The 25,330-nt window shown below is 66.1% G+C and carries 22 protein-coding genes; 10 read left to right on the top strand and 12 right to left on the bottom strand.

Features of this window, described 5'->3' with window-relative positions:
* Positions 1-39: 39 nt before the first annotated feature.
* A complete protein-coding gene (gene glpX / locus K9B33_RS07635) occupies positions 40-1,023 on the top strand; it encodes a class II fructose-bisphosphatase (protein WP_224548042.1) in 984 nt (327 codons plus the stop codon).
* A 51-nt stretch (positions 1,024-1,074) separates the two neighbouring features.
* Here the strand turns inward: glpX and K9B33_RS07630 are convergent, their stop codons facing one another.
* The 8 genes from K9B33_RS07630 to K9B33_RS07595 all read right to left on the bottom strand — a co-directional run bounded on the left by K9B33_RS07630 (position 1,075) and on the right by K9B33_RS07595 (position 10,497).
* Entirely contained in the window at positions 1,075-1,452 is a 378-nt protein-coding gene (locus K9B33_RS07630; protein ID WP_224547867.1) for a MerC domain-containing protein, read from the bottom strand.
* 76 nt (positions 1,453-1,528) lie between these two features.
* Positions 1,529-3,310 carry a sensor domain-containing diguanylate cyclase gene (locus K9B33_RS07625; RefSeq protein ID WP_224547866.1) on the bottom strand — a complete coding sequence of 594 codons (1,782 nt, stop codon included), beginning with the start codon at positions 3,308-3,310 and terminating at the stop codon, positions 1,529-1,531.
* Positions 3,311-3,402: 92 nt separating this feature from the next.
* Positions 3,403-4,869, bottom strand: a complete 1,467-nt coding sequence (locus tag K9B33_RS07620; protein WP_224547864.1) for a glycerol kinase — start codon at positions 4,867-4,869, stop codon at positions 3,403-3,405.
* On the bottom strand, positions 4,866-6,368 hold the full coding sequence (locus tag K9B33_RS07615; protein ID WP_224547862.1) for a glycerol-3-phosphate dehydrogenase: 1,503 nt from the start codon (positions 6,366-6,368) through the stop codon (positions 4,866-4,868). The genes K9B33_RS07620 and K9B33_RS07615 overlap by 4 nt, the downstream gene beginning before the upstream one ends.
* A gap of 115 nt (positions 6,369-6,483) precedes the next feature.
* Positions 6,484-7,080 (bottom strand): hypothetical protein, encoded by a 597-nt coding sequence (locus K9B33_RS07610; protein ID WP_224547860.1) that lies wholly within the window; start codon positions 7,078-7,080, stop codon positions 6,484-6,486.
* Positions 7,081-7,213: 133 nt separating this feature from the next.
* Complete coding sequence (gene clpS / locus K9B33_RS07605) at positions 7,214-7,624, bottom strand: ATP-dependent Clp protease adapter ClpS (RefSeq protein WP_261935664.1); 411 nt, start codon at positions 7,622-7,624, stop codon at positions 7,214-7,216.
* 120 nt (positions 7,625-7,744) lie between these two features.
* The gene (locus K9B33_RS07600; protein WP_224547858.1) at positions 7,745-8,617 is read right to left on the bottom strand and encodes a phasin family protein; all 873 of its coding nucleotides are present in this window, start codon (positions 8,615-8,617) and stop codon (positions 7,745-7,747) included.
* Between the two features lie 140 nt (positions 8,618-8,757).
* Positions 8,758-10,497 carry a PHA/PHB synthase family protein gene (locus tag K9B33_RS07595; RefSeq protein WP_224547857.1) on the bottom strand — a complete coding sequence of 580 codons (1,740 nt, stop codon included), beginning with the start codon at positions 10,495-10,497 and terminating at the stop codon, positions 8,758-8,760.
* Positions 10,498-10,640: 143 nt separating this feature from the next.
* Between K9B33_RS07595 and K9B33_RS07590 the strand changes: the two genes are divergently transcribed.
* The 3 genes from K9B33_RS07590 (at position 10,641) to K9B33_RS07580 (ending at position 13,058) form a co-directional block, all read left to right on the top strand.
* The gene (locus K9B33_RS07590) at positions 10,641-11,852 is read left to right on the top strand and encodes an LL-diaminopimelate aminotransferase (RefSeq protein ID WP_224547856.1); all 1,212 of its coding nucleotides are present in this window, start codon (positions 10,641-10,643) and stop codon (positions 11,850-11,852) included.
* Positions 11,853-11,994: 142 nt separating this feature from the next.
* Positions 11,995-12,492, top strand: a complete 498-nt coding sequence (locus K9B33_RS07585) for a DUF2721 domain-containing protein (RefSeq protein ID WP_224547855.1) — start codon at positions 11,995-11,997, stop codon at positions 12,490-12,492.
* A complete protein-coding gene (locus tag K9B33_RS07580; RefSeq protein WP_224547854.1) occupies positions 12,489-13,058 on the top strand; it encodes a (2Fe-2S)-binding protein in 570 nt (189 codons plus the stop codon). Before K9B33_RS07585 ends, K9B33_RS07580 begins: the two co-directional genes overlap by 4 nt.
* On the opposite strand, the gene K9B33_RS07575 is transcribed toward K9B33_RS07580, so the two are convergent.
* From K9B33_RS07575 to K9B33_RS07565, 3 genes are all read right to left on the bottom strand, one after another.
* Entirely contained in the window at positions 13,043-13,855 is an 813-nt protein-coding gene (locus K9B33_RS07575) for a DODA-type extradiol aromatic ring-opening family dioxygenase (RefSeq protein ID WP_224547853.1), read from the bottom strand. The two genes, K9B33_RS07580 and K9B33_RS07575, sit on opposite strands and share 16 nt — an antisense overlap.
* A gap of 72 nt (positions 13,856-13,927) precedes the next feature.
* Positions 13,928-16,492, bottom strand: a complete 2,565-nt coding sequence (locus K9B33_RS07570; protein WP_224547852.1) for an HWE histidine kinase domain-containing protein — start codon at positions 16,490-16,492, stop codon at positions 13,928-13,930.
* Positions 16,485-17,027: a biliverdin-producing heme oxygenase gene (locus K9B33_RS07565; protein ID WP_411973994.1), complete on the bottom strand. Its 543-nt coding sequence runs from the start codon at positions 17,025-17,027 to the stop codon at positions 16,485-16,487. Before K9B33_RS07565 ends, K9B33_RS07570 begins: the two co-directional genes overlap by 8 nt.
* A 276-nt stretch (positions 17,028-17,303) precedes the next feature.
* Here K9B33_RS07565 and K9B33_RS07560 point away from each other — a divergent pair, with 276 nt between their 5' ends.
* The 3 genes from K9B33_RS07560 to K9B33_RS07550 all read left to right on the top strand — a co-directional run bounded on the left by K9B33_RS07560 (position 17,304) and on the right by K9B33_RS07550 (position 19,693).
* Entirely contained in the window at positions 17,304-18,227 is a 924-nt protein-coding gene (locus K9B33_RS07560; protein ID WP_411973993.1) for an RcnB family protein, read from the top strand.
* Positions 18,228-18,387: 160 nt separating this feature from the next.
* The gene (locus tag K9B33_RS07555; RefSeq protein ID WP_224547851.1) at positions 18,388-19,062 is read left to right on the top strand and encodes a prolyl hydroxylase family protein; all 675 of its coding nucleotides are present in this window, start codon (positions 18,388-18,390) and stop codon (positions 19,060-19,062) included.
* A 160-nt stretch (positions 19,063-19,222) separates the two neighbouring features.
* Positions 19,223-19,693 carry an RcnB family protein gene (locus K9B33_RS07550; protein ID WP_224547849.1) on the top strand — a complete coding sequence of 157 codons (471 nt, stop codon included), beginning with the start codon at positions 19,223-19,225 and terminating at the stop codon, positions 19,691-19,693.
* Positions 19,694-19,885: 192 nt separating this feature from the next.
* On the opposite strand, the gene K9B33_RS07545 is transcribed toward K9B33_RS07550, so the two are convergent.
* The gene (locus K9B33_RS07545; RefSeq protein ID WP_224547846.1) at positions 19,886-21,466 is read right to left on the bottom strand and encodes a lysine--tRNA ligase; all 1,581 of its coding nucleotides are present in this window, start codon (positions 21,464-21,466) and stop codon (positions 19,886-19,888) included.
* 127 nt (positions 21,467-21,593) lie between these two features.
* On the opposite strand from K9B33_RS07545, the gene K9B33_RS07540 reads away from it, so the two are divergent.
* Genes K9B33_RS07540 through K9B33_RS07530 form a run of 3 tightly spaced genes read left to right on the top strand, consistent with a single transcriptional unit; the run spans position 21,594 to position 25,330 of the window.
* On the top strand, positions 21,594-21,968 hold the full coding sequence (locus tag K9B33_RS07540; protein ID WP_224547844.1) for a PilZ domain-containing protein: 375 nt from the start codon (positions 21,594-21,596) through the stop codon (positions 21,966-21,968).
* A gap of 54 nt (positions 21,969-22,022) precedes the next feature.
* Positions 22,023-24,791, top strand: coding sequence for an ATP-dependent DNA helicase (locus K9B33_RS07535; protein ID WP_224547843.1), 2,769 nt, complete (start codon positions 22,023-22,025; stop codon positions 24,789-24,791).
* Positions 24,788-25,330 (top strand): SixA phosphatase family protein, encoded by a 543-nt coding sequence (locus tag K9B33_RS07530; RefSeq protein WP_224547842.1) that lies wholly within the window; start codon positions 24,788-24,790, stop codon positions 25,328-25,330. Before K9B33_RS07535 ends, K9B33_RS07530 begins: the two co-directional genes overlap by 4 nt.

Genomic DNA, 25,330 nt, shown 5'->3' with positions numbered 1-25,330 from the left:
CCTATCGGATCGATCCATAAGAACAGGCAGAGGAAAATGATGGTGCAGGCAAGCTCGACTCTGGATCGCGTCCTGGTGCTCGAAATGGTCCGCGTCACCGAAGCGGCCGCGATCGCCGCATCGAAGCTGATCGGCCGCGGCGACGAAAAGGCGGCCGACGCCGCCGCCGTGGAAGCGATGCGCCTCGCCTTCAACGACCTTTATATGGACGGCACCGTCGTCATCGGCGAAGGCGAGCGGGACGAAGCGCCGATGCTCTATATCGGCGAGAAGGTCGGCAACGCCATCGGCACCGGGCCGCGGATCGACATTGCGCTCGATCCGCTCGAAGGGACCACTATCACCGCCAAGGCAGGGCCCAATGCGCTGGCCGTGCTGGCCATCTCCGAAGAGGGCGGCCTGCTCAACGCGCCCGACGTCTATATGGAGAAGCTCGCGATCGGCCCCGGCTATCCCGACGGCACGATCGACCTCAAACGATCGGTGCGGGAGAATGTCGAATCGGTCGCCCGCGCCAAGGGCGTCGATCCGCACGAAATCATCGTCTGCGTACTCGACCGGCCCCGCCATGAGAAACTGATCGGCGAACTGCGCGCGATCGGCTGCGGCATCATGCTGATTCCCGATGGCGACGTCGCCGGGGTCATCGCCACCACCGACCCGGAAACCACGATCGACATCTATATGGGATCGGGCGGCGCGCCCGAAGGGGTGCTCGCCTGCGCCGCGCTGCGCTGCGTCGGCGGCCAGTTCAAAGGCAAGCTGCTGTTCCGCAACGAGGACGAGAAGGGACGCGCCCGTAAATGGGGCATCACCGATCTCGACAAGATCTACGACCTCAACGAACTGGCGAAGGGCGACTGCATCTTCGCCGCGACCGGCGTGACCGACGGCTCGCTGCTCGACGGGGTCAAGCGCCTGCCCGGCGGCAAGCTGACCACCGAGAGCGTGGTGATGCGCGCCAGCACCGGCACCGTGCGCTGGGTGAAGGGCGAACATCGCTTCGACAGCAAGAGCCGCTGACCGCAAAAGGGAGCCGGCTAGGCTCCCTCACATGATCGCTTGCGGTCGGCCCTAGCGGCCGGCGCGATGATTGAGATCGTGGCCCAGCGCCAGGATGCCGACGCCGATCAGCGTGTAGACGCCTTCCTGCAGGCCGTGATCCATGGTGAGCGCACCCGCCATCACCCCCAGCCCCAGCGATCCGATCGCCGCGGGCATCATATAACCATGGACCAGCGCGCCATGGCCGAGCGCCACCGCGCCCAGCAAAATCGCCAGCACCAGCCCGGCCTCGTGGAATATGGGGCTTTCGAAGATTCCGCCCGCCGACGCCAGCAGGCCCAATATCACCGCCGTGGCGAAGCAATGGGCGACGCACAAGCCCGACAGCGCGATCGCGATGCGATCGATCCGGCCGCTCATCAGGGCATGGCGCAAGGTCAACTTCATGGTTGCGAGTACTTAGGCCAAGCGACCGTAAGTTACAACATAACATTGCAAATTTTCCGCGTCGGCGCGCGGGAGGTCAGGCCGCCAGACGCAGGCAATTGCGGCCGCTTTGCTTGGCGCGATAGAGCGCCTTGTCGGCCGCTTCCAGCATCGCCGACCGATCGGACGCGCCGTCCAGTTCGACCAGCCCGGCGCTGAACGTCACGCCGATGGCCAGCGACGCGCCGACGGTGATCGGCTCGGTCAGGATGGCGCGCAGCCTTTCGCATAGCATGCTCGCCCGGTCGACGTCGCTGTCGAGCAGGAGAATGGCGAATTCCTCGCCACCCAGCCGGCCGATGCTGTCGCCCGCGCGCAGGCCAGGCCGCAGCCGTTCCACGAAGGCGCTCAGCACCCGATCGCCCGCGCCATGGCCGTAGCGATCGTTGACCGCCTTGAAATGGTCGATATCGATCAGCAGCAAGGACGAGCGGGCGCCGATGGCGACGCGCTCGATCTCGCGGTCCAGCTTGTCGAGGAAGGCCCGGCGACTGTCCGCCCCGGTCAGAGAATCGCGCGCGGCGACCTGTTGCAGCGCGCGCTGACGCGCCTTGTGCCGCGACATGTCGCGGATCATGCTCACTACGCCGCTCGGCAGGCCGCGTTCGTCGATCATGGCGCGGTTCACCATCTCGCACCATTCCAGCCCGTCGGTCGATACCAGCGGCCGGAACTCAACCTTGTGCACCGCGCCCGGCTGTTCCAGCGCGAGACGATGGGTCGCGATCACGGTGGCGCGATCGTGCGGGTCGACCAGATTGGCGACCGCCTGCCCGACCAGCAGGTCCGGGGCGCAGCCGATCTGCTCAGTCGCCGATGGCGACGCATATTGGATCGTGCCGTCCAGGCTGATGTGCAGCACCACGTCGCCGCTATATTCGGCCATGGCGCGATACCGCGCCTCGCTCTGCTGCAACATCAGGAACAATCGCTTGCGCGCTGCCAGCTCGACGGCAGCCGGCATACATAGCAGGAAGCTGAGCGCGAGATAGAATTGGAAGAACTGGATGCGGTCGCCCGTCGAACCGGGAACCCAGGTCAGCGGGCCGACCCCCGCCATGGTCGCACTGCCGCCGATCGCGGCCAGCAGGATGATCGCCGCCGCCGACCCCATATGGCCGACCCTAAAGGCGATCAGCACCAGCGGCAGCAGCGGCGCGAACAGCAGCGGATAGCGCGCCCAAAAGAAGACGTGGACGGTCGTCAGCGCGAACAGGCCGAGTAACAGCACCGCCTCCAGCTTCGTTCGGGTCGAGGCCTCGTCCATCCATCGCCGGAATTCGCCCTGGAACGCCATGATCAGAATCGGCGCGCAGGTCAGCCCGCCCAGGACATGGCCGGTATACCATTGCACGAAGGAATGGCCGAAGGACACGGGCGTCAGGGCCGACGCCACCAGCGCTGCGGCGACGCCCGACACCATGTTGGCGACGCCGCACAGCGCCACGATGAACACGATCAGCGGGCGAATCGATCCGGTCACCATCCGGTCGGCCACGAACCAGCGGCATAGCACGGCCACGATCAGCGATTCGACGATGTTGATCGCCGCCATGGGCAGCGCGGCGAGAGGCCCCATGCCGAAGCAGGCGGTCGCGATGGCGCTGGCGATGCCGCAGGCGATGATCGCGCGCGGCCAATGGGCGGTGCGCGATGTCAGCAGTTCCGCCATCAGGAAGGCGTTGGCGCCCCAGATGAACGCCAATCCGCCCTCAAAGCGCGACAGCATGAGCGCCAGCGACGCCACCACGAAATAGACGCAGCCGGTGGCGACCGATCCGATCCAGGAGGGAGATTGGCGAAGAGCGGTGCGCGACATGATGGGCCAGTGCTAGGCGCTCATCGTTAATATTTGCTCACGACCGATCCGGTCATGTGGAGGAGAAGACTCGCGAAATCCGGGGCGCCGCTTTATTCCGCCTGCGCCAGCACAGCGCGCCACCCCGCCAGCCGCTGCGCCCGCGCCTGCGCCGACATCAGCGGCGTAAATGGCGTCGCCGCCGACGCGATGCCGGCCGCCGCCTCCAGCGAAGGGAACAGGCTGGCCCCGACGCCCGCCAGCATGGCCGCGCCCCGCGCCGTCGTCTCGACATCGGCGGGTCGTTCGACCGTCAGGTCCAGCATGTCGGCCATGTCCTGCGCGATCCAGTCGTTGGCGCTCATCCCGCCATCGATCCGCAGCGTCCGCCACGGCGCGCCGTCGGCAGCGAAGGCGGCGGCCAGGTCATGCACCTGATGCGCCATCGATTCGAGCGCGGCGCGCACGATATGCGCTTTGCCCGTCCCATGGGTCAGCCCGCTGATGACGCCGGTCGCCTCCGGCCGCCAGTGCGGCGCGCCCAGGCCGGACAGGGCGGGCAGCAGGAAGACCCCGCCATTGTCGGGCACGGAGCGGGCGATCGCATCGGTATCGGCCGCCGCCGCGATCAGGCCGATCCGGTCGCGCAGCCACTGGATCAGACTGCCGGCGACGAAGATCGATCCTTCCAGCGCATAATGGCGCCGCCCGTCCATCTGGCACAGCACCGTGCCGAGCAGCCGGTTTGCGGATGCCGGCACCACCGCCCCCACCGGCGCCAGCACGAACGCCCCGGTCCCCAGGGTCGCCTTGACCGCGCCCGCCGCCAGGCATCCTTGCCCGATGGTCGCCGCCTGCTGATCGCCGGCCAGTCCGCAGACCCGGATCGGTCCACCCAGCCAATCCGGCAGGGTTGCGCCGAAATCGCCCGCATTGTCGACGATCTCCGGCAAGGCCGCGCGCGGCACGCCGAACAGGGTGCATAGTTCGGCGTCCCATCCCGTGCCGTCCAGCGCCATCAACTGCGTCCGGCTGGCATTGCTGGCGTCGCTGATATGCAGCCCGCCGGTCAGTTTCCACACCAGCCAGCTTTCGATCGTGCCCAGCGCCAGCGCATCGCCCGCCGCGACCACATCCGGCCTATGATCGATCATCCAGCGCATCTTGGTCGCCGAGAAATAAGGATCGATGACGAGGCCCGTGCGCTGCTGGACCAGCGCCTCATGGCCCTGCGCCCGCAGGGTCGCGCAATGATCGGCCGTGCGCCGGTCCTGCCACACGATCGCCCGACCGATCGGATCGCCCGTCCGCCGGTGCCAGGCGACCACCGTCTCGCGCTGGTTGGCGATGCCGATCGCGGCGATCCGGTCGGCTCCCCCGGCGTGGTCCACCATCTGCCGCGCGCATGCCAGCGTGCGCGTCCAGATTTCCGCCGCATCCTGTTCGACCCAGCCGGGTTGCGGATAATATTGGGTCAGGTCCGCCTGCGCGGTCGCGATCCGCGCACCATCGGGGGCATAGAGCATCGCGCGGGTCGACGTCGTCCCCGCGTCCAGCACCAGCAGATGACGTTCGCTCACAGCCTCTCCTCCAGCCAGCGCTCCAGCCGCGCGACTTGCGGCCGGTCCAGTCGCAGCCCCAGCTTGCTCCGCCGCCAGAGCATGTCCTCGCAGGTCTGCGCCCATTCGCGCGTCACCATATGCGCCGCCTCCGCTTCGCTCAGGCCATGGCCGAAGTCCAGCCCCAGCGCCGATGCATCGCGGGCCTCCCCCAGCCAGACCCGCGCCTGCGTGCCATAGGCGCGCGCGATCCGGTCGACCGTGGCGGGTTCCAGAAAGGGATAGTCGCGCGCCAGCCCGGCGATCAGGTCCGCAAGGCCGGTCATCGGAAAATCGCCGCCGGGCAGGGGCGCAGCGGCGGTCCAGTCGTCGCCCTTGAGCGCGGGCAAATGGGGCTTGAGCATATCCACCGCCTCCGCCGCCAGATGGCGATAGGTGGTGATCTTGCCGCCAAAGACGCTGAGCAGCGGCGGTTCGCCCTCCCCGTCCAGTTCCAGGCGATAGCCGCGGGTCGCCGCTTCGGGTTTGGCCGATCCGTCGTCGACCAGCGGCCGCACTCCGGCATAGGACCAGACGACGTCGGACGGCCTGATCGAACGCGCGAAATAGCGATTCGCGCCCTCGCACAAATAGGCGATCTCCTCGGCGCTCGGGGCGACATGGTCCAGCCCGCCGTCATGATCGCGGTCGGTCGTGCCAATCAGCGTGAAGTCGCGCTCATAGGGAATGGCGAAGAAGATACGGCCGTCGGGCAACTGGAAGAAATAGGCGAAACCGTGATCGAACAGGCGCGGCACGACGATATGCGATCCACGCACCAGCCGCATATGCCGGTCGGTCGGCCGATCGGCGCGGTGGAGCAGGTCGAGCGCGGCCGGACCGGTCGCGTTCACCACCGCGCGGGCATGAACAACCTCTTCGCCGCGTTCCGATTGCGTCACGATCCGCCAATGACCATCGGCGCGCGCCAGCCGGACGACAGCGGTGCGGGTGCGCACATCAGCGCCCCGATCGGCGGCATCGCGCGCGTTGAGCACGACCAGCCGGGCGTCGTCGACCCATCCGTCCGAATAGCAATAGCCCGGCCCGAAGCCGGCTTTCAGCGCAGCGCCCGCGGGATGGCGACGCAGGTCGATCGCCTGCGTCGCGGGCAAGGCGCGACGGCCGCCGATATGGTCGTAGAGAAACAGGCCCAGCCGCAGCATCCAGCGCGGCCGAAGACCGCGTGTCCAGGGCAGGACGAAGCGCATCGGGTGGATGATGTGCGGCGCGATGCCCCAGAGCCGTTCGCGCTCGGCCAGCGATTCGCGCACCAGAGCGAATTCATAATGCTCCAGATAGCGCAGGCCGCCATGGATCAGCTTGGTGGACGCCGACGATGTGCCGCTGGCGAGGTCGCCTTGCTCCAGCAACAGCACGCGCGCGCCACGCCCGGCCGCGTCGCGGGCGATGCCGCAGCCATTCACCCCGCCGCCAATGACGGCCAGGTCGTAGATCTCGGCTCTTGGCGTCTCGTTCACGCCTGCCGGTGTAGGATGGGCAGGCGCGCGAGGGAACCGCGAAAACCATGGCCGGCGACGGCAGGCGATGCCGCGCCGCCGCCGGGCTTTCGCCAGTCCCCAGGCGAAAGACGGGTCAGGCCAGACTGTCGATCACCAGCCCGCTGTTGCTGCCGTCGGTGCTGCTCGCCGCGTTGCCGTACAGCGACTGCGACAGGCTGCTGCGCAAATTTTCAAGGAAGGCGATGATCGAATCCAACTGCTCGGTCGCGCTGGTCGCATCGGTGCTGGTCGTGCTGCTGTCGTCTGTCGATTCCGACGGCGGCGGGCCGGGTGGCGGGCCGCGCATCGGGCCGGGGCCGCCGACGCCGCCCATCCCCTCGATACCGAAGCCTTCCTCGCCACCGGCATCCGCGGTTTCCGTCGCGCCACCCGGTCCCTGCGCGAAGAAGCTTTGCAGCGCCGTGGCCTGGTCCTCGGTCAGCGTCCCGGCCGATAGCTGATCGTCGATCAGCGAATCGATCCGGTCCTTCATCGCCGACGGATCGAGCCGCGCACTGCCGTCGCTCGCCGAGGTGGACAGTGCAGTGTCGATCGAATCGAGCGCCGTTTCCAGCGCATCGCCATCGACCGACGACAATGATCCCGTCTCGACGGCGGCGCCGATCTTGCGGTCCATCATCGCGCGGGGCGATGGCGGCATGTTCATAGTGTAGCTGTTGATACTGGTCATGATGGAAGTCCCCACTTCGTTTCAGCAGGGCCATGATGCCGACAAGGTCTAAAAAAACCTTGTATTTCAATGTAGTAATTTATTGAAATATAAGCGCTACACGGATCAAGGATCGGTTAACGCCCGGCCCCGGTCAGGCCTTTTCCAGCGTGCATTGGAGCGGATGCTGGTTCTGCCGGGCGAAATCCATCACCTGGTTGACCTTGGTCTCGGCGACCTCATAGCTGAAGATGCCGCACACGCCGACGCCGCGCTGGTGGACATGCAGCATCACCCGCGTCGCTTCCTCCATATCCATGCGGAAGAAGCTCTGCAGCACATGCACGACGAACTCCATCGGCGTATAGTCGTCGTTGAGCATCAGCACCTTGTAGAGCGAGGGCTTCTTGGTGCGGGTGCGCGTCCGGGTGGCGATGCCGACGCTGGGACCGCCCGGTCCCTCGCCCTGATCGTCCGGATGCTGGCCGGCCATCGCAACGGGGCCTGCATGGGATGTGGTAAGGCTGTTCATGATGCCCGAGGATATGGCGATTTGCCGGCCCATGGCAAGGGGCCGGACAATCGATCCGGGTGGGTGGGACGATATTTCAGCTTCAATGCAAAGGGGCGCCGCTTCCCCGACGGAAGCGACGCCCCTGCGCTATGACGATAAAAGTGCGACCGATCAGGCGGCCAGCGACTTCACCTTGTCGGTCACCAGAGTCACGCGGGCGGTCAGCGGCTGAGCGACGTCGCCGGCCAGCTTCATGAACGCTTCGCTGCTCTTGGCGGCTTCCTTGGCGAACTCGTCGAAGCTGCTCGAAAAGAGCTGGCTCTGCAGCTGGAAGAATTCGGTCGGCGTCTTGACGGTCGAGAAGGTCTTGAACGACGCGGTCGCCTTTTCGAAATTCTTGCGGCTGTAATCGACGGCTTCCTGGCCGAGCGTTTCCATGCCCTTGGCGGCGATCTTGCCGGATTCGACCAGCGCTTCGACATTGCCCTTGGCGATGTCGCTGAATTCTTCGATCGCCTTGGTCGACTTCTCGACGCTGGCCTTGGCCTTCTCGTTCAGGTCGGCATAGGCCGTTTCGAACTTGGCCTTGGTGTCTTCGGCGAACTTCTTACCGGTTTCGATGACGTCGTTCATGATCTTGGTTCCTTCTGCGGGCAGCGGCTGGGTGGCGATGGTTTCGGCCTTGGCCAGGCTCTCTGTAATTTCGGGTTCGGGCGCGGCGTCCACCGCAGTCGTGGCGGCGGCGACCGCGACCGGGTCGGCCTTTTCGGTCGGGATCTCGACAGGCTCGGCCTTCGACGAAGGCGTCGGAGCGGGCGTGGGCGTCGGGGTCGGCGTCGGGGCAGGAGTCGGCGCTGGCTCCTTCTGCGGATTGGTATCGATCGGCTTTACTGCCGCCGAAACCGCCTTCCTGGGCGCGGGCTTTTTTTCAGCCGGGCCACCGATCGCCGCTTCCGCCGCCTTCAATGCCTCGCTCGCCGACAAGGTCGTCGAGCCGGGCTTGGCGCGCGGGCTGCTCTTCGGGGTCTTTGGTGTAACAGCCATGACCATCCTCCGTTTGTTGCACTGCACAATAAGGGCTTTGCGGGAGTCTTGCAATAGTTATTGTGCAGTGCAACAAAATTGAAACGGACGCTTCGACCACTTGCCGGCACGATTGGCCGAAAAGCCCATATCACGGGGCTTTAGCGCGCCTTTACGTAGCGTCCGGGCGCATCCTCGAGAGCCTTGAGACGACCTTTCCCCGGCTGGCGCGCGCTCTTTGCCGGCACCCGGCGCGAATCACCCTGCTCGATCCAGGCGCGCCAGTCGGGCCACCAACTGCCTTTGGTCTCCTTCGCCACCGCGAGGAAATCCTCCAGCGTCGACTGCGGCTCTTCAGCAACCCAATATTGATATTTGTTCGCCGCGGGCGGATTGATGACCCCGGCGATATGGCCCGACCCCGCCAGCAGGAACCGCACCGGCCCGGACAGATTGTCCGTCAGTTTCCAGACGCTTTCCAGCGGGGCGATATGGTCCTCCCGCCCGGCCTGCACATAGGCGGGGGTCCGGATCTGCGTCAGGTCGATCGGCGTCCCGTCCACGCTGATCGCGCCGGGCACGACCAGCAGATTGTCGCGGTACAGCCGGGTCAGATAATCCTTGTGCCATCGCGCCGGCAGGTTGGTGGTGTCGCCGTTCCAGTAGAGCAGGTCGAAGGGCGGATAATCCTGCCCCAGCAGATAGTTGTTGACGACATAGTTCCAGATCAGGTCGCGCCCGCGCAACAGGTTGAAGGTCGCGGCCATATAGCGCCCGTCCATGAAACCGCCGGCCGAAAGCTGGTCCACCAGCTTCATCTGCTCGTCATCGACGAACAGGGTCAGGTCGCCCGCCTGGGCGAAATCCACCTGCGCGGTGAAGAAGGTCGCGCTCGCCACCTTGTCCGCCTGTCCCCGCGCCGCGAGCAGCGCCAGCGTCGCGGCGAGCGTCGTGCCGGCCACGCAATAGCCGATGGTGTGGACGCTCTCGACCTTCAGCAGATCGCGTACCGTGTCGATGGCATCGATCTGGCCTTTCAGGATATAATCGTCCCAGACCAGATCCTTCATCGACGCGTCGGCCGATTTCCACGACACCAGGAACACGCTGATCCCCTGGTCCACCGCCCATTTGACGAAGCTCTTTTCCGGCGACAGGTCGAGAATATAGAATCGGTTGATCCAGGGCGGGAAGATGATGAGCGGGGTTTCCAGCACCTCCGCCGTCGAGGGCGCATAATGGATCAACTGGTAGAGCGGGGTTTCATGGATGACCTTGCCGGGCGTCGCAGCGATGTTGCGCCCCAGTTCGAACTGGGTGCCGTCGGTGTGACTCAACTGCCCCTTTTCCATGTCGGCCAGCATATGCTTGAGGCCCTTGACCAGATTCTCGCCGCCGCTCTCGATCGTCTTTTGCACCACGATGGGGTTGGTGAGCGGGAAATTGGCGGGTGAGAGCGCGTCCAGCATCCCGCTGGTGGCGAAACGCAGCTTGGCCTTGGCCTTGGGATCGACCCCATCGACCGCGTCCGCCAGCCGGGTCATATAGTCCGACACCAGCAGATAGCTTTGCCGGATCAGGTCGTAAAAGGGATGCTGCGTCCAGGCCGGGTCGGCAAAGCGGCGGTCCTTCGCCGCCGCCGGACTGTCAGCGGGCGCCGGGTCCGGCTGGTCGCGCAGCAATCCGCCCGAATCGAGGAAGCGCTGCCATAGCGCCAGCCCTTCGTCGGCGAAGCTGGTCTGGATGCGCGCCACCGTTTCCGGGTCGAACGGCAACGCCCGGCCGGTCGCGCCGGCGGCCTGTTCCAGCATCAATTGCTGGGCGCGGCCGATCACCTCGGTCCATTGCTGCATCTGCTGCAATGTGGGCAGGTGGGGTTCCATGACATCGGCTTTTTCCATGGCCACCTTGCTCCTCCTGGCATCGTCGCTTCGCGCGGCTTTCGCTGGCGCGTCGCAATCGGGCGGGTTATAGCCAGATTGTGACATGCCAACGGCGCGTCACCCACTATTCCTTACAGAGAGCTTTCAGGAAAGCCCCTATAATGTCCGAAGAATTTTACCGCATGAAGCGCCTGCCGCCCTATGTCATCGCCGAAGTGAACGGCATGCGGGCCGCCGCGCGCGCCGCGGGAGAGGATATTATCGACCTGGGGATGGGCAATCCCGACCTGCCGCCGCCCGACCATGTCATCGCCAAACTGATCGAGGTGGCGCAGAAGCCGAGCGCCCACGGCTATAGCCAGTCGCGCGGCATCCCCGGTCTGCGCAAGGCGCAGGCCAATTATTATGCCCGCCGCTTCGGCGTGGAGGTGGACCCGGAAACCGAGGTCGTCGTGACCATGGGATCGAAGGAGGGGCTGGCCAGCCTCGCCACCGCGATCACCGAGCCGGGCGACGTAGTGCTGGCGCCCAATCCCAGCTATCCGATCCATACGTTCGGCTTCATCATCGCCGGCGCGACGATCCGGTCGGTGCCGACCACCCCGGACGAGAATTATTTCCGCTCGCTCGACCGCGCCATGGCCTTCACCGTGCCGCGCCCGTCGATCCTGGTGGTGAACTATCCGTCCAACCCGACGGCAGAGACGGTCGACCTCGCCTTCTACGAGCGGCTGGTCGCCTGGGCGAAGGAGAACAAGGTCTGGGTGCTGAGCGACCTCGCTTATTCCGAACTCTATTATGACGGCAATCCGACGCCCTCCATCCTCCAGGTGCCGGGCGCCAAGGATGTCGCAATCGAATTCACCTCGCTGTCCAAGACCTATTCCATGGCCGGCTGGCGCATGGGTTTCGCCGTTGGCAACCGCAAGCTGATCGCGGCGATGACGCGGGTGAAATCCTATCTCGACTATGGCGCCTTCACGCCGATCCAGGCGGCGGCCTGCGCCGCGCTCAATGGGCCGCAGGACATCGTCGAGAAGAACCGCCTTCTCTATCACAAGCGCCGCGACGTGCTGGTCGAAAGCTTCGGCCGCGCCGGGTGGGACATTCCGCCGGCGCGCGCGTCGATGTTCTGCTGGGCGCCGCTGCCGCCCGCGCTCAAGGAGATGGGCAGCCTGGAATTTTCCAAGCAGCTTCTCACCCATGCCAAGGTCGCGGTCGCGCCGGGCGTGGGCTATGGCGAGGATGGCGAGGGCTTCGTCCGCATCGCCATGGTCGAGAATGAACAGCGCCTGCGGCAGGCGGCGCGCAACATCAAACAGTATCTCAAGTCCATGGGCGTCAATGCGCCTTCGTCCAAGGGCGTCGCCTGATCCCCTATGGCGCTCCTGCCGTTGCGGGGGCGCCATCATGCCCGAACACAGTCGCATTTAGCGACGCATTTATCCCTGACACCGTCCCTTGCTCCTTGTCCCCCAATGGCGGATAGCTTCACGGGATGAGAGGTGCCGCTTGATGATCCCCCTGCCCCAGGTCAGCCAGGTCGCCCAGACCATCCAGCTGGCGCTTGCACCGGTGTTCCTGCTGGCGGGCATCGGCGCCTTCCTCAACGTCTGCGTCAGCCGCCTTGCGCGCATCATCGACCGGGCGCGCGACGTGGAAAAGCTGGTGCTCACGACGCGCGGCAAGGAACATGATCGTATGGTCGCGGAAATCCGCGTGCTGGACCGGCGCATGAGCGTGGTCAATGCGGCGATCTTTCTGTCGGTCGCGTCGGCCTGCGCCGTCTGCCTGGTCGTCATCCTGCTGTTCGCGGGCAATCTGTTCGACGCCCATCTCGGCACGCCCATCGCCGTCCTGTTCAGCCTGGCGATGCTGCTGCAGGCGGGGGCTTTCGCCACCTTCATCCAGGAAATCCGGCTGGCGTCGCGGACCATCCATATCCGCAACGAAGTGCTTTACCACAAGGCGGAAGCGGAAGAGATCGATGCCGCCGAAAAGGGGGTGGCGTGACCCGCTTCACCGTCAACGACCGGCCGGTGCAATATCGCATGGACCCGGACACGCCCCTGCTCTGGGCGCTGCGCGATGCGTCGAACCTGACCGGCACCAAATATGGCTGCGGCACCGGCGACTGCGGCGCCTGCACCGTGGATATCGATGGCGAGGCGGTGCGATCCTGCCAGGTGACGATCGGCAAGACCGAAGGCCGCTTCGTCACCACGATCGAGGCGCTGTCGCCCGATCGCGGCCATCCGCTGCAACAGGCGTTCGCCGCCGATAATGTGTCGCAATGCGGCTATTGCATCCCCGGCATGATCATGGCCGCGTCGGTGCTGCTGCGACGGACCAACGATCCGTCCGACGAAGAAATCGACGGCGCGATCACCAATATCTGCCGTTGTGGCATCTACCCGCGGCTGCGCGGCGCGATCAAGCGGGCCGGCCGGATCATGCGCGGGGAAGATCAGGGCAGCGGGGATCAGGGCGCCGCCGCGCCACCGCCGGGCATCACCCCGGAAGATGCCGCGCGGACCGTGCCGGCGCTGGGCCGGCCGGCTGCTCAGCCGAAGCGGTAACCCGACACCGACCAGCCCATGACTGAGCTGCGATGGTCGCAGGTGGCGGCATCGTCGCCGCCCGCGCCCAGCGCCACCATCAGCGGCAACAGATGCTCCTCGCGCGGATGGGCGAAGCGGGCCTGCGGCAGATGGTCCCAGGCAGCGACGCGCGCCGCCCGGCTCTGCGGATCGGGATCGGTCACGGCGGCGGTCAGCGCATAGTCCCAGGCGGTCGACGGTGCGATCGCCTGCGGCCCGCGCACCCGCAGATTGTGGAAACTCATGCCCGACCCGACGATCAGCACGCCTTCGTCGCGCAGCGGAGCCAGCGCACGCCCGGCCGCGATATGGGCGGCCGGATCGAGGTCATGGTGCAGCGACAGTTGGGCGACGGGAATGTCCGCATCGGGCAAGGCGACCTTCAGCGGCACGAAGACGCCATGGTCCCAGCCCCGCGCAGCTTCCTCCGCCGTGGCGAAGCCGCTCGACTGCAGCAGCGCGGTGGCGCGGCGCGCCAGTTCGGGCGCACCCGGCGCGTCCCAGCGCAGCGTATAGGTGTGCGGCGGAAAGCCATAATAGTCGAACAGCAAAGGCGGCCGTTCGCCGACATGGACAGTGAAGGATTCCTCCTCCCAATGGCCCGACACCAGCAGGATCGCGCGCGGCCGTTCGGGCAGGGTCGCGATCAGACCGGCGAGATAGGCCTGCATCGGCCGCCACATCGGGTCGCTGTGCGGATGGTCCGGATCGGTCGGGTCCATGAAGAAGCAGGGACCGCCGCCATGGGGGATGAAAAGGGTTGGCTGGGTAGACATGGCGCATAGATCGCCACCTGCCGGCCGGCCTGCAATCGACGATGCGGAAACTGTCCGTTTCGCTGTCGCGGTTCAGGGCGCCGCGTCGATCACCGGCGTCAGCGCCTGCGCCAGCGTCACGCTGGAATAGGGCTTTTTGAGCAGGGTCACATCTGCAAACTGCGCCGGCAATTCCAGCCCATCGCCATAGCCGGTGGCAAAGATGAAGGGAATGCCGCGCGCCGCCAGCAGGTCCGCGATCGGCAGGCTGGTTTCATGCCCCAGGTTGAAGTCCAGCACCGCCAGGTCGACCGGCTGGATCGCGATCGCCTCCCGCGCGCGGCCGATGCTGGCCGCGGTCATCACCTCCGCGCCCAGGTCGCGCAACGCATCCTCGCCATCCATGGCGATGATCATATTATCCTCGACCAGCAGCACGGTGCGCCCCTTCAGCAGGCCGGGTTCGACCACCGCCACCGGTTTCGCGCGATCGGTCCCCGTCACATCGGGCAGCACGGACACGACATGGGCCGACGGAATGCAGAAATGCGCCTCGATGCCCGCCAGCCGATAGTTGATTTCGGCATGGCCGCCCAGATCATAGGGAATGGATCGCTCGATCACGGTCGATCCGAAGCCGCGCCGCGTCGGCGCGATCACCGCCGGGCCGCCGCTTTCGGTCCAGTCGATCAGCAGGCTGCCATCCTCGTCCACCCGCCAGTCGATCGCGACCACGCCGCTGTCCGACAGCGCGCCATATTTGGCGGCATTGGTCAGCATTTCGTGGATCACCAGCGCCAGCACGGTGAAGCAGCCCGGCGTCAGCAGCACATTCGGCCCGGACAGCCGGACCCGGTCGCTGCGTTCGCCCAGATAGGCGCCCGATTCGACCTCGATCAGATCGTAGAGGCGCGCCGGGCTCCAGCGATCGGCCGTGATCTGGTCATGGGCGCGGGCCAGCGCATGCACGCGACTTTCCAGCGTGCCGATAAATTCGTCGACCGATCGCGCGCTATCCCGCGTCTGCGACAACAGCCCGCGGATCAGCGACAGGATGTTGCGCACCCGATGGTTGAGTTCGGCGATCAGCAATTCCTGCTTCTCATGCGCCCGCTGCCGTTCGGCATCGGCGGAATCGGACAGGCGCAGAATCACTTCCAGCAGGGCGGTACGCAGCGCTTCGGCCACGCGCAGCTCGGCGGGCAGGAACGGCAGCGCCACGCCCTTCACCAGTTCCGACCAGGATTCGAAACTTTTGCGCGGGGTCAGGCGCGGCCCGTTGGGGCCATATTCGATGTCCTTTTCCGGCTTGCCCGCCCAACGCACCGACCGCAATTGTTCGGCGCGAAACAGCACGACATAGTCGCGCGGACGGCGCGACAGCGGGATCGCCAGCAGGCCAGACACGCGATCGGCATAGGCGGCGGCCTCCGGCAAGACCGACGACAGATTGTCGGTGGTATAGACCTGACTGGCGGCGACACGGTTCATCATCGACACGATCGCGACAAAGGCGGGTTCGTCGGGAGCAAGGCCCGAAAAGGTCATCTGCCCGTCGATATAAACGCCCACCCCATCGGCGGGGATGGTGTCGAAGATGATATCACCCAGCCAGCGGGCGTTGGTCAGCAGATCATGATCCTGCGCCACGGCCGACATCAGCCGGTCGGCCACCTGCCGCGCCTTGCCTTCATAGGTGGCGGTGTCGCCGCGCTCGCGGCTTTCCAGCATCATCGAGAAAATCTGGCCGAACAGTTCGGCGGCGCTGCGCTGCGCAAAGGTCGGCAGGCGCGGAGCATAATGGTGGCAGGCGAACAGCCCCCACAACTTCCCCTCCACGATGATGGAGATGGAGAGCGAGGCGCCCACCCCCATATTGCCGAGATATTCGATATGGATCGGCGACACGGCACGGGTCAGGCAGAGCGACATGTCGAGCGCCGCGCCGGTCGGGTCGAGCTGCGGCACGATGGGCACCGGCTGCGCCTTCACATCGGCGATCACACGGAAGATATTGCGCAGGTAGAGCGCCCGCGCCTGTGCAGGAATGTCGGATGCGGGATAATGGAGACCGAAGAAGCTCTCGATGCCCGGCTTCAAGGCTTCGGCGACCACTTCGCCGTCCCCGCCATCGGCGAAGCGATAGACCATCACCCGGTCGAACCCGGTCAGCGCCCGCACCTGGCGCGCGCCGTCACGCAGGAAGGCGGTCATGCTATCGGCCTGGGCGAGCCTGGCGACCATGGAACGGACGGTGCTGCTCGCCTCCATCTCGTCATGCGCCGCCGGCTCCGCCTCGACCACCACCAGCGGGCCGGAGAAATGCACGGCCACGTCGAAGGCCGGGCCGCCCGCCATCAGCGGAATCGAAAAGAGCCGCTCGACGGAATCGGGGCCGCGCAGCAGGGTGATGCGATTGCGCAGCGCATGTATCGCTTCCCCGTCGAGCAGGGTGTGGACCGGCTTGCCGAGCATGTCGTCGGGCGAGAGGCCGATGAACTGCGCGCTGTTGGCCGACACGCGCGACACCAGCCAGTCGGCGGTCAGCGCGATCAGGAAGCCGAAGGGCTGAACCGTCCCCAGCACATGGATCGGCTCCCGATCGCAATTGTCGAGGTCGACCGAAAAGATCGTGTCGGGCACTTCCCGGTCAGCCATGGCAGACCGCCCGATCGGCCGCCTGGCCGGCCTGCGCGAACAGGGCGAAGGCCGCCTGCGCGCCCTGCACGGCGTCGTCCAGCCAGCCTTCGCCGCCTTCGCGCGCGGCGCTGTCGAGCGCCTGCTGGAAGGCTATCCATTCGCCCTTGCCATGCGCGGCCGACAGATAGGCCTTGGGCAGGCCCGGCGCGACCTGGCGCGACAGCATCGCGCCGCCCAGCCGCGATCCTTCGAGCGCATAACGCAGCCCCCAATGGAAGCCGTCGCCCGGATGCGCCTCCAATGGCAGCGGATCGGGCAAAGGGAGGTCGAGCGCCGACAAATCCTGCGCCAGCAGCGGCAGCCGCAGCGCGTCGGGCCGGGCCGCGGCTTCGAGACCGCCCAGCGCCTTGGCATGGGCCGTCAGAAAGGCGCGATAATCGATCACCGAATCGAGCGCAAAACTGGCATAGATGGAATCGACCCGCCGATGGCTTTCCATCGTCGCTTCGCGCAAGGCCTGGCGGGTCTGGCCAGCATCGGGAGATATCGTCACTCGTCAGTCCTATAGGCAGTTACACGGCAGCGCACTGATCTGGATCAGCTTCTGGGCGCACTCCGGGGTTTCGTCGCCAATGCGACACGTACCAACGGACACTCGTCGTCTGAATATCGCCTGTCTATCGTCTTTCCCCGATTCTTTCAAATAGCTGTCGGACGGGTTCAGCATCTCGACATCGCGCCTTGCGTAGAAAGGGATCATGAGGGGGCGTAGTGTCCCCGGCCAACGAAAGTCACGACGATGTTGAGGAAGATGATGCTGGCAGGTCTGATGACCGCAACGCTGCTGAGCGGCGTCGCACCGGCCTATGCCCAGAACAACCCGGAGCAGCGCGGCAATCGCGGTAGCGAGCGGGCTGGCCGCGCCGAAGGCGGCGTCGCCATATCCCGCGGCAACCGCATGGACCAGCCGCGCGGCGAAGCGCAGGCGCAACGCTGGCAGCAGCGCATGGCCGAACGGCCCGCGCCGCAGATGGCGCCGCCGCGACCGGAAGTGCGCCCCGAGCGCCGCGTCGAGCAACGCCCTGAACAGCGCGCCAATCCGCAATGGCGGGGCGATCAGAACCGCCCCGGCACGCCGGCGCAGCGCGAAGCGCGCCAGGACCGGCGCGACGATCGCCAGCAAAATTGGCAGGACCGTCGCAACGACCAACGCGAAAGCCCGCCCGTCTGGCGCAATGGCCGTCGCGACATCACGCAGGATTTGCGGAACGCTCGGCGGGAGGATCGCCAGGACTGGCGCAACGATCGGCGGGAGGACCGTCAGGACTGGCGCAATGACCGCAGGGACGATCGCCGCTGGACCGACAATCGCGGTCAGGCCGGCGCCAACTGGAATAATGGTCGCCGCTATGACGATCGCACGCGCTGGAGCAATCAGCGACGCTGGGACAATGGCTGGCGTCAGGATCGGCGTTACGACTGGAACAGCTATCGCAACCGCTATGGCGACCGTTATCGCATGGGCCGCTATTATGCCCCGCGCGGCTGGGACTATGGATATCGCCGCTTTTCGGTGGGTATCGTACTGAACAGCCTGCTCTATTCCAACAACTACTGGCTGGACGATCCCTACAGCTACCGCTTGCCGCCAGCCTATGGCACGCTGCGCTGGATCCGTTACTATGACGATGCCCTGCTGGTCGATATTCGCGACGGCTATGTGGTCGACGTGATCAACAATTTCTTCTGGTGATGCCGCGGCGGCAGCCGCGCCTATGCCAGACGAGTGCCCCTTCCTGGACTGGCCTTCAGGAACCCCTGACCCCGGAGCGGAAACGCGCCGGGGTCTTTTCAGGGCCGGGGTCTTTTCAGGATGGTCGCCTCTGTGGCAGGACGCAGCCATGAGCCAAAATATGAGCGAAGACAGGGATGATGGCGGCACCGCGTCGCCGCTGCGCGCCGGTATCGGCGAGGATGTGCGCAAACGGCTGGACCGCAATCCGATGGTGCATCGCATCGACGCTCCGCAACTCGAAATCTACGGACGCCAGGATTTTCTGAGCGCGGAAGAAACGGCGGGCCTGCGCGCGATGATCGACGCCGACGCCAAACCGTCCACCCTGTTTTCGGGCAGCGCCAACGCCGATTATCGCACCAGTCATAGCTGCAACCTCAATCCCTGGGACAAGCTCGTGCTAGCGGTGAGCGACCGCATCTGCGCACTGACCGGCCTGCCCGCCCGCCATGGCGAAACGCTGCAGGGACAACGCTACGCGCCGGGCCAGGAATATAAGGTCCATTGCGACTATTTCCCGGTCACCGCCAGCTACTGGCCGCAAATGCGCACCAGCGGCGGGCAGCGGACATGGACCGCCATGATCTATCTGTCGCCGGTCGAGGCTGGCGGCGAAACCCATTTCCCGCAATGCGAATTCATGGTGCCGCCGGTCGAGGGCATGATCCTGATCTGGAACAATATGGACCGCGACGGCGCGCCCAACCGCTTCAGCCTCCATGCGGCGCGGCCCGTCGAACGGGGCGCCAAATATGTAGTCACCAAATGGTTTCGCGAACGCCCCTGGGGCTGAACCCTGTCGTCCGCCGGTTACACTTTGCGACATAAATGACTGGAATCTGACAGCTTCATTCTCGCACCGTTCAGCCGCCAAATCCCATAACCCTTGTGTAGGCGAGGGAACCCGATCCTGCCGGACAGGTTCAACCGCCACGGAATATGGGAGAATTTCTATGCGTAAACTCATCATCCTGGGTCTGCTTGCCGCCACCGTCGCACCGAGCGTCGCGTCGGCCCAATCCTACGGCGAGGTGCGCCGCAGCGAACGCAATCTGCGTGAGGAGAAGCGCGACCTGCGCCAGGCGCAGCGCTATGGCGACCGCCGCGACGTGCGCGAAGCGCGCCGGGACGTTCGTGACGCCCGTCAGGAAGCGCGCGAAGACTGGCGCGACTATCGTCGCACCCATCGCGATGTCTATCGCGGCGGCAACTGGCGTGCGCCGTTCCGTTACAGCCAGTGGAATGCGGGGGCGCAACTTCGTCCTGCCTATTATAGCTCGCGCTATTACATCACCGACACCAACCGCTATCGCCTGCCCCGCCCGGGCGTGAACCAGCGCTGGGTGCGGCATTATAACGACGTGATGCTGGTCAATGTTCGCACCGGCCGGGTGATTACGGCCCATCGCGCCTTCTTCTGGTAAATACCATCACAGAAAAGCGGCCCCGGACGGATCGTCCGGGCCGCTTTTCTTTGTACCCCCCGCTTGGCCGCGCCGCCCGTTTCCGGGCGCACGCGGCCGATGACGCACGCAAGGCGCATCACCAGTCCGAAAGGGGGGTGGACCGATGCGCAGAACGCCCGACCATCGCGGAATGTTCCGCGCCGGCGCGCGTCAGGCGGCGAGCGCCTGCGCAATCAGCGTCCGGCTGTTCTCGATGCCGTACAGCGCGATGAAGCTGCCCATGCGCGGCCCCTGATCGGCGCCCAGCAGCGTCTGGTAGAGCGCCTTGAACCAGTCGCGCAGCTCGGCAAAGCCGAACGCCTCGTCCTTGCCGATGGCATAGACGATATTCTGGATATCCTCGGCCGATGCGCCTTCCGGCAGCGCAGCCAGTTCGGCATCCAACCGGCGCAGCGCAGCCGCCTCATTGGCGTCGGGCGCACGGCGCTTGAGCGTCGGCGCGACGAAATCGCGATGATAGGCCAGCGCATGGCCGATCAGCGCGTCCAGTTCCGGATAGGTTTGCGCGCTCGCCCCCGGAACGTAATTTTGCAGATAGGACCAGACCTGCTCCCGGCTGGCGTCGCCCATCACGCCGACGAGGTTCAGCAGCAGGCCGAAGGTCACCGGCAACTCACCTTGCGGCAGCTTGCCGTCATGGATGTGATGGACCGGATTGCCGAGTTGCTGCTCGATCGCCTGTTTGGAATAATTGCCGCGGAACTGCCAATATTCGTCCACGGCGCGCGGGATGACGCCCATGTGGAGCTGCTTCGCCTTCTTCGGCTCGCGATAGGCGTAGAAGGCCAGACTTTCCTGCGGGCCGTAGGTCAGCCATTGTTCGAGGCTGAGGCCATTGCCCTTGGACTTGGAGATTTTCTCGCCCTTCTCGTCAAGGAACATCTCGTAGTTGAAGCCTTCGGGCGGGCGGCCGCCCAGCGCACGGCAAATCTTGGACGACTGGGTAACCGAATCGATCAGATCCTTGCCCGCCATTTCATAATCGACGCCCAGTGCATACCAGCGCATCGCCCAGTCGACCTTCCATTGCAGCTTGGCCGCGCCGCCCAGGATCGACTGTTCGATCGTCTCGCCTTCATCGACGAAGCGGACGATGCCGGCTTCGGCGTCGATCACCTCGACCGGCACCTGTAGCACGATGCCGCTCTTCGGGCTGATCGGCAGGACCGGTGAATAGGTCGCCTGCCGTTCCTTACGCAGGGTCGGCAGCATGATGTCCATGATCGCCTGATAACGGCGCAGCACCTGGCGCAGCGCTTCGTCGAAAGCGCCAGCCTGATATTGCTCTGTCGCGGAGACGAATTCATAGTCGAAGCCGAAACTGTCGAGAAAGTCGCGCAGCATCGCATTATTATGATGCGCGAAGCTTTCGAACTTTTCGAACGGATCGGGCACCTGCGTCAGCGGCTTGCCCAGATAGTCGCCAAGCATCGCCTGGTTCGGCACATTGTCGGGCACCTTGCGGAACCCGTCCAGATCGTCGCTGAACGCCACCAGCCGGGTGGGAATGTCCGACAGGGCATGGAAGGCGTTGCGGACCATGGTGGTGCGCAGCACTTCGTTGAAGGTGCCGATATGCGGCAGGCCCGACGGGCCATAGCCGGTTTCGAACAGGATATGGCCTTTGTCCGGCGCGCCGCTGGCATAGCGCTTCAGAAGCTTGCGGGCTTCTTCATAGGGCCAGGCCTTGGAGGCGGTCGCGGCGGTGCGGATGATGTCGGACATGGTCATGGAACGCCCCCTAAACCCGGAAAGGGCGAAAGAAAACGGGTATTGGCGGCAAATCCACGTTAAGAATCGTTCTCATATTTAGATTTCATTAACCCTGGACCTCGATAATGGCGCCACAGGAGGCCATATGCAGATTCAGCGCAGCCGCGAGCGCATAGCCGTGGAGATCCCCATCGTCGTTACGACGGTGCTGGACAGCCTGGACGGCGTGATCGTCGACCTGAGCGAAGGCGGCGCCCAAGTGGTGGGCTGCACCCTGCCTGCACGGTCGCAATGCCAGATCGATCTGGACGGCTATATCGTCTTCGGCACGGTCCGCTGGTCCGAAGAGGACCGGATGGGCATCCGCTTCCCCTATGAGTTGAGCGACGGCCCGCTCTACGAGCAGCTTGAAATGGCCCGCGCCGCCAAACGCGCGCCGGCCGCCTTTCAGCCGCGCATCCCGGCCGGCTTCGGCGGCGCCAGCATCGGCGGCGGTGGTTTCGGACGGCGCACGGGCTGACACGCGCCACTTTTCAGGTTTTCCTTTTGTTCCTGTTCGCCTAAGCCCGGACAGGTGATCGATCCCGCCACCCTGCCCGCGCTTCACGCCAGCCATGGCGGCATCTGGTTGCGCGAGGGCGACCGCACCCAGGCGCTGGCCAAAGGACAGGCGATCGCGCGCACCGCCGAAACCCCGGTACTGCTGCTGAACGCGCCCCTCACCGGCCAGCGGCTCGGCTATCCCGAACTCAATGGGCTCGACCTGCTCGAACTCTGGGCCTTTCTCCATCCCGCGCGCTTCCTCGTGCCCACGCCCAAGGGGCTGGCCGCCGCGCTCGGCTTGCCCGCGCCGGCCAGCGAGTCGGACATCCCGACACTGTTGCAGCAGGGGGCGGCGTTGCTGCTGGGCCGACTGGAGGCAGCCGACTGGACCGAGCGGGAGGGCGGCTGGACGGCGGCGCAGGCGCTGCATCGATTGCGCTGGCCCTGGTCGCCGCTGGTCGCGCCGCGCATCGCCCGGCCCAAGGAAGCGGAGCGCTGGCTCTTTTCCAAACTGCCCGAATGGGAAGAGGCCCAACCCCGCCCCGCCCCGCGCACCGTCAGCCTGAACGAGGAGCAGATATTGGCGCGACTGGACGCGCTGACCGGCGCGGGGGCGGAACCGCGCCCCGGCCAGCGCGCCTATGCCGCCGCCGCCAGCACCGTTTTCTTGCCCCGCAAGCATCGCGACCAGCCCAATATGCTGCTGGCCGAAGCTGGCACCGGCATCGGCAAGACATTGGGCTATCTCGCCCCCGCCTCCCTCTGGGCAATGCAAGCGCAGGGCACAGTCTGGGTGTCCACCTATACCAAGGCGCTGCAACGCCAGCTCGACCGCGAATCGCTCCGTCTCTTTCCCGATCCCGCGGTCGCGGCGAAGCGGGTGGTGGTGCGCAAGGGGCGGGAAAATTATCTCTGCCTGCTCAATCTGGAAGATGCGTTGCAGGGCGGCTTTGCCGGTCGCGCCGCCATCCTCGCCCAGTTGGTCGCGCGCTGGGCCGCTTTCAGCAAGGATGGCGACATGGCCGGCGGCGACCTGCCCGGCTGGCTGCCCACCCTGTTCCGGCGCAACGGCTCCACGGCCCTCACCGACCGGCGCGGCGAGTGCATCTATGCCGGCTGCCCGCACTACCGCAAATGCTTCATCGAGCGGTCGGCGCGCGCCTCGGCCGACGCCGATATCGTCATCGCCAACCATGCGCTGGTGATGATCAACGCCGCGCGGGGCCGCGAAACCGGGCAACGCCCGCAGCGCATCGTCTTCGACGAGGGGCACCACCTGTTCGATGCGGCCGATTCGACCTTCTCCGTTGCCCTTTCGGGGCAGGAGGCCATCGAGCTGCGCCGCTGGATCATGGGACCGGAGGGCGGATCGCGCGGACGGCGGCGCGGGCTGGCGGCGCGTCTGTCCGACCTCGCCAGCTATGACGAGGAAGGCGGACAGGCGATCCGCGCAGCAGTGGACGCAGCGCAGGCGCTGCCCGCCGACGACTGGCTGAAGCGGGTGGTGGCGGCCGAGCCGTTCGGACCATTGGAAACGCTGCTCGCCGCGGTGCGCGGCACCGTCTATACCCGCGCGGAAGCGGCGGGCGAGGCGGATGCCGGCTATGGGCTGGAAACCGAACTGGCCGAACCCGACGGCGCGCTGGTCGATGCGGCGCAGGAGGCCGCACTGGCGCTCGACGCGCTGATCAAGCCGCTGGTGCGTCTGTCCCGCCGGCTTGAGGCAGTGATCGAGGATGCGCCCGACTGGCTGGACGGCGCGGCGCGGGCGCGGGTCGAGGGCGCCATCGCCTCGCTCGGCTGGCGGCGCGACCTGATCGCGGCCTGGCTGGCGCTGCTGGCGCGCATTGGTGGACCGGCCGACCCCGACTATGTCGACTGGATGACGGTGGACCGGGTCGAAGGGCGCGAGTTCGATATCGGCATCCATCGCCACTGGCTCGATCCCACCCGCCCGCTCGCCGAAACCGTGCTGAAGCCCGCACAGGGCGTGCTGTTGACCTCCGCCACACTCAAGGGCGGCGGTGACTGGTCCAATGCGGAGGCGCGCAGCGGCGCAACGCATCTGCCCTATGGCGCGGAACGGTTCGAGGCGGCCAGCCCGTTCGACTATCCCGGCCGCGCCGAAGTGCTGATCGTCACCGACATCAAGCGCGGCGATATAGCGGCGCTGTCCGGCGCCTATGGCCGGCTGATCGAGGCGGCGGGCGGCGGGACGCTGGGGCTGTTCACCGCGATCCGGCGGCTGCGCGCGGTCCATGCCCGCATCGCAGACCGGCTGGCGCGCACCGGCCTGCCGCTCTACGCCCAGCATGTCGACCCGATGGATACCGGCACGCTGGTCGATATCTTCCGCGACGATCCGCGTGCCTCGCTGCTGGGCACAGATGCTTTACGGGACGGCGTTGACGTGCCGGGGCATTCGCTGCGGCTGGTGGTGATGGAGGGCGTGCCCTGGTCCAAGCCCACCGTGCTGCACGCCGCGCGCAGACTGGCGGGCGGCGGCAGCGCCTATGACGACCGGCTGATCCGCGCGCGGCTGGCGCAGGCCTTTGGCCGCCTGATCCGACGGGCCGAGGACAAGGGCCATTTCGTCATCCTGTCCGCCGCCATGCCCAGCCGCTTGCTGAGCGCCTTCCCGCCCGGAACGCCGATCCGCCGCCTGACGCTGGACGAGGCGATCATCGCCGTCAGCGGGGCGTCGCATCGCGAAACGCTTGGCGAAACCGGCCTGTTCGGGCATCAGGGGGGCGAATCCGGCCTGCCCCGATCAGGGACTCCCGAACAGGAGAGACAATGAAGCGCCTGACCCTGTTGCGCCACGCCAAATCGGACTGGGACGATCCGGTGGCGCGCGATTTCGACCGGCCCTTGAATCGCCGCGGCGAAAAGGCCGCGATGTTGATGGGCCAGTTCGCCGCCCAGCGGAAGATGCAGTTCGACCTGCTGGTCGCCTCCCCCGCGGTGCGGGTGATGCAGACGCTGGAAACCTTCTTCGCGGGCTATGGCCAGACGCTCGATGCGCGCTGGGACCGGCGCATCTACCTGGCATCCGCGCCCACCCTGTTCGACGTCGTGCGCGACCTGCCCGACAGCGCCGACAGCGCGCTGTTGGCCGGGCATAATCCGGGGCTGGAGGAGCTGATCCTCGACCTCGTCCCCGACGACGGCGTCAATCCGCTGCGCGAGGATGTGGAGGTCAAGTTCCCGACCGCCAGCATCGCCGTGCTCGACCTCGCCATCGACCGCTGGGGGCAAGCAGGCGAGAATAGCGCGACGCTGAGCAGCTTCACCCGCCCCCGCGACCTCGATCCCGCCTTGGGGCCGGGCACGCGTTGA

Origin of the sequence: Sphingobium sp. 3R8 (assembly GCF_020166615.1) — a bacterium.
Lineage (GTDB): Bacteria > Pseudomonadota > Alphaproteobacteria > Sphingomonadales > Sphingomonadaceae > Sphingobium > Sphingobium bisphenolicum.
The sequence above is the reverse complement of the archived record's forward strand: the minus strand, read 5'-3'. Positions and strand labels throughout refer to the sequence as shown.

Coding starts and splice junctions, on each gene's coding strand:
- K9B33_RS07625 (WP_224547866.1), bottom strand. CDS start 3,310: ATGTCGCGCACCGCTCTTCGCCAATCTCCCTCCTGGATCGGATCGGTC.
- K9B33_RS07540 (WP_224547844.1), top strand. CDS start 21,594: ATGCAGATTCAGCGCAGCCGCGAGCGCATAGCCGTGGAGATCCCCATC.
- K9B33_RS07610 (WP_224547860.1), bottom strand. CDS start 7,080: ATGACCAGTATCAACAGCTACACTATGAACATGCCGCCATCGCCCCGC.
- K9B33_RS07575 (WP_224547853.1), bottom strand. CDS start 13,855: ATGTCTACCCAGCCAACCCTTTTCATCCCCCATGGCGGCGGTCCCTGC.
- K9B33_RS07555 (WP_224547851.1), top strand. CDS start 18,388: ATGAGCGAAGACAGGGATGATGGCGGCACCGCGTCGCCGCTGCGCGCC.
- K9B33_RS07590 (WP_224547856.1), top strand. CDS start 10,641: ATGTCCGAAGAATTTTACCGCATGAAGCGCCTGCCGCCCTATGTCATC.
- K9B33_RS07630 (WP_224547867.1), bottom strand. CDS start 1,452: ATGAAGTTGACCTTGCGCCATGCCCTGATGAGCGGCCGGATCGATCGC.
- K9B33_RS07600 (WP_224547858.1), bottom strand. CDS start 8,617: ATGGCTGTTACACCAAAGACCCCGAAGAGCAGCCCGCGCGCCAAGCCC.
- glpX (WP_224548042.1), top strand. CDS start 40: ATGGTGCAGGCAAGCTCGACTCTGGATCGCGTCCTGGTGCTCGAAATG.
- K9B33_RS07530 (WP_224547842.1), top strand. CDS start 24,788: ATGAAGCGCCTGACCCTGTTGCGCCACGCCAAATCGGACTGGGACGAT.
- clpS (WP_261935664.1), bottom strand. CDS start 7,624: ATGGGCCGGCAAATCGCCATATCCTCGGGCATCATGAACAGCCTTACC.
- K9B33_RS07570 (WP_224547852.1), bottom strand. CDS start 16,492: ATGGCTGACCGGGAAGTGCCCGACACGATCTTTTCGGTCGACCTCGAC.
- K9B33_RS07595 (WP_224547857.1), bottom strand. CDS start 10,497: ATGGAAAAAGCCGATGTCATGGAACCCCACCTGCCCACATTGCAGCAG.
- K9B33_RS07545 (WP_224547846.1), bottom strand. CDS start 21,466: ATGACCATGTCCGACATCATCCGCACCGCCGCGACCGCCTCCAAGGCC.
- K9B33_RS07550 (WP_224547849.1), top strand. CDS start 19,223: ATGCGTAAACTCATCATCCTGGGTCTGCTTGCCGCCACCGTCGCACCG.
- K9B33_RS07560 (WP_411973993.1), top strand. CDS start 17,304: ATGACCGCAACGCTGCTGAGCGGCGTCGCACCGGCCTATGCCCAGAAC.
- K9B33_RS07585 (WP_224547855.1), top strand. CDS start 11,995: ATGATCCCCCTGCCCCAGGTCAGCCAGGTCGCCCAGACCATCCAGCTG.